Source organism: Halobacillus sp. BBL2006, assembly GCF_000786645.1.
GTDB lineage: Bacteria > Bacillota > Bacilli > Bacillales > Halobacillaceae > Halobacillus.
The window spans coordinates 1-3,379 of the sequence record NZ_JRNX01000143.1; the positions used below are offsets into that span (position 1 = coordinate 1).

Annotated in this window: 3 protein-coding genes; all 3 read right to left on the reverse strand. The window is 40.2% G+C overall.

All coding sequences use genetic code 11. The features are described 5' to 3' along the window. Positions 1-236: 236 nt before the first annotated feature. Positions 237-1,865 (reverse strand): alpha-glucosidase, encoded by a 1,629-nt coding sequence (locus LD39_RS05230; RefSeq protein ID WP_035543666.1) that lies wholly within the window; start codon positions 1,863-1,865, stop codon positions 237-239. A gap of 17 nt (positions 1,866-1,882) precedes the next feature. Further along, the gene (locus LD39_RS05235) at positions 1,883-2,824 is read right to left on the reverse strand and encodes an ROK family protein (protein WP_035543667.1); all 942 of its coding nucleotides are present in this window, start codon (positions 2,822-2,824) and stop codon (positions 1,883-1,885) included. A gap of 12 nt (positions 2,825-2,836) precedes the next feature. Beyond that, positions 2,837-3,379, reverse strand: a 543-nt coding sequence (locus tag LD39_RS23005; RefSeq protein ID WP_369793216.1) for an amylo-alpha-1,6-glucosidase, incomplete at its 5' end; no start/stop codon positions are given.

The window sequence follows — 3,379 nt, forward strand, 5'->3', positions numbered from 1 at the left end:
CCAAGACCAATCGCTGCGATCCCGATATAAGCATAGATTTCTAGATATCCTGCCTTTGTCGTCCACGAAGCAACAACACCAGCCAATTTGTTAGCAGCTGCGTTACTCAAGAACCATACCCCCATCAGGACAGAGGCGAATTTGACCGGAGACATTTTTGTTACCAAGGACAAGCTGATTGTCGATAAACAAAAAAAAGATGACGAGCTAAACACCCATCATCTTTTTACTATTTATTATGTCCATAAGTAAACACGTACCTCATGAGGATTTAATTTCGAGTAAGATAAATCATTCTCTACGGCATAATTATGGAGAAGCAACTTGGCACCAGAAGTATCCACTAAGTAATCAAACACATTTTCCTCATCACTCATATTAGCTACAACCAGAAGTTTTTCACCTTCGTATTCTCTAAAATAACAATAGATGGCTGGATGGTCTTCTAAAATGGGCTGGTAGTCTCCATATGTGAAAACCTTATATTTCTTTCTGAGCGAAATCATGTTTTGATAATAATAAAAGATGGAGTTTTTATCATCCAATGCCTGTTTCACGTTAATATCAGAATAATTCGGGTTCATTTTAATCCAAGGGTTACCCGTGGTAAAACCTGCATTCTCTCTGTCATCCCACTGCATTGGCGTTCTAGAATTGTCGCGGCTTAGTAGTTTCAATTCTTCTAATACTTCCGTTCCGGCCCGGCCTTTTTCTATCTCTTCGTTATATTTATTAAGCATAGCAATATCCTGATAGTCTTCGATGGTTGCAAAATCTACCCCTGTCATCCCTATTTCTTCTCCCTGGAACACGTAGGGGATGCCAGGGAGAGTATGAATTAAAGTGCCAAGTAATTTAGCAGATTCTTTCCGATATTCGTTGTCATTTCCGAAGCGGGTAACCAGTCTGGTGTGATCATGGTTGTTTAGAAACTGAGAATTTGTCCCACGTCCGAACATACCCTCATACCATCGTTTTTGGATTTCCTTAAATCGCGGTAAATCCATTTGGACCATGTCATCGCACACTTCAAAATGGAAAAGGGTATTCAGCTCTTGACGGTCTTCTCCTACATATAGTAAGCCATCTTCAGGAGTGACAAAAGGAATCTCTCCGACTGTAAAAACATCATAATGTTGTAATACTTGTTTGTACATCTCTTTTAGGTAGTTGTGAATTCCTGGGTTGTTCCCTAAATAGTTGATCGTTTCGGGCTCTTCTACATCTGGATAGCCTTCAACCTTAGCTAATAGATTTATAACATCCATACGAAAACCATCGATCCCTTTATCCAGCCAGAATCTCATCATCTTATAAATTTCTTCCCTTACTTCAGGATTCTCCCAATTAAGATCTGGTTGTTCGATGGCAAATGAGTGAAAATAATATTGTTGGGTCTTATCGTCATACTCCCAAGTAGAAGGCGTAAAATAGCTGCGCCAATTATTAGGCGCGGATCCATCTTCTTTAGGGTCCTTCCATATGTACCAATCTCGCTTAGGATTGTCTATGGATGAACGAGATTCCTTAAACCATGGGTGCTGGTCACTCGTATGATTCACGACCAAATCCATAATAAGCTTCATGTCTAGCTTATGAACTTCTTTTAGTAAATGTTCAAAAGTTGCCATATCTCTTGCTTTATCCATAACGGAGTAGTAATTAGATATGTCATAACCATTATCCTTATCTGGTGATTCAAAAAATGGGTTCAACCAAATAACATCAACACCTAAGGATTTTATATAATCAAGCTTTTCGACAACACCTTGTAAATCACCGGTTCCATTCCCAGTTGTGTCATTGAAGCTGCGCCAATAGACTTGGTAAACGACAGCTTCCTTCCACCATTTTTGTTGTTCCATAAGTTCACCCCTTTTACTTAATGGACGCTTATTTCGTCTAAAGCACCCTTGTCCTGTAGCAGTAATGCAGCCGCTCCTATTGTCCCCGAATGATGGTCCAATCCAGAAGTTACAATTTCTGTCTCCCTCCCGGAAGGACTTAATGCGTGAGTTTGAACGTAGGATCGCACAGCTTGAAATAACGGCTCCCCAACTTTAGAAACGCCTCCACCTATAACTACTTTTTCTGGATCGAAAGCATTAACAATGGTCGTACATCCAGCTCCAATGACTGTAAATATATTGTTGATAAGATCTTGAACCCGAGGATCCTTGTTTCTGTACAGTGTAAACACCTCTTCTGCTGTTACAGATTGCCCAAGTATCTCTGATCCTTGTCTTGCAATTGCTGTTCCTGAAGCAATCCACTCAAAGCATCCATTTTGACCACATGTACAAGTGCCATAGGTCGGATCCATCATGATATGACCTATGTCTCCGGCATTTCCGCTCTTACCAGAAATCAGTCTGCCATCTGCGAAAATACCGGCACCTATTCCTGTGCTAATCGTCACATACACAAAATAATCGTTGTTCTGCGAAGCACCAATCCATTTTTCTGCTAGCGTAGCAGCATTGCAATCATTTTCTAGTCGAACAGGAATTTGGTAGAGTTCCTCCAACATACAAACAATCTCTACATTATGCCAGTTCGGAAGATTTGGAGGACAGGTGATGATCCCTCTTTTAGAATCAAGAGGTCCTGGCGCTCCAATCCCAATTCCTAACACTTGTTCAAAAGAGATTCCAGAGGTTTTCACTAAATGATTAATTGCTTCACTCAAACGATGAATCATCTCTTTAGGTGATATCGATAAATCAGTAGCTATTTTAGTATGATGATAAAGCTTCCCATCTTCTCCTACAATTCCAATGGCCACTTTTGTACCGCCAATATCTATTCCGACTATATAATTCATTTTAATTCCCCTCTATCCTTTTACCTGTACATCAAGATCCTGTTTTTGGTGAATGGTATATCCAGTTGTATTATTCATAACTTTAACTTCATATGTCTCTGCATTCCGTTTAACATCAAGTGATAGAATCCCCTCACCTATTCGCATGTCTTCTACTTTTAAAATGTTCATGTTTTTAGGAAGAACTGGATCGATTATGATCTGTTTGCTGATAGCCATAGGTTGGATACCCAAGATGGTCTGTAAAAATATAAATGAAGATGTAGCTGACCATGCTTGTGGAGAGCATGTGGTTGGATATGGAACAGGATAACCAAGACTACTGTCATGCCCACAAAAAAGTTCAGGTAAGCGTAAGTACTCAAAGCCTTTTGCTGCCTCAAGCATTCCTTCTACTATTTGAATAGCTTCCTCTTTTATTCCAAGTCGGCTTAAGCCGATTAGGCACATGGCATTGTCATGAGGCCATACACTTCCAGCATGATAGCTCATCGGGTAATAACCGGCAGACTGTGGTGTCATCGTACGCACGCCGTACCCATTAAATAACTCCTC